Here is a 244-nt window from a genome sequence, read left to right as displayed (position 1 = left end):
TCCATGACCGGCACGATCAGCGTCACGATGTTATTGCCTGTCCGCTTGGAAACGATCGGCCCGGAAACGACGATCTTGCCTTCGCCCTTGCCCGCTTCCTGGTAGTGGACGCGATCGCTGACGCCCGTAACTTCCCCTTTGAAGTTGATGACGTTCTTGCCCGTCAAATCGTGGGAAAAGAAATACGTCTCAAACTCGGGATATTGTTTCTGCGCCTGCTGGATCACTTTAAGATCCTGCTCCC

1 protein-coding gene is annotated in these 244 nt (G+C 54.1%); it reads right to left on the bottom strand.

Going from position 1 to position 244, the window contains the following annotated elements; genetic code table 11:
- Positions 1–244 (bottom strand): PDC sensor domain-containing protein (locus KVT34_RS30870; protein WP_483311477.1); only part of this gene is annotated, 244 nt, incomplete at both ends.

This window comes from Paenibacillus sp. GbtcB18 (assembly GCF_019091125.1).
GTDB classification, from domain to species: domain Bacteria; phylum Bacillota; class Bacilli; order Paenibacillales; family NBRC-103111; genus Paenibacillus_F; species Paenibacillus_F chitinolyticus.
Note: the sequence above shows the minus strand (reverse complement) of the source record. Positions and strands in the feature narration are given on the sequence as shown.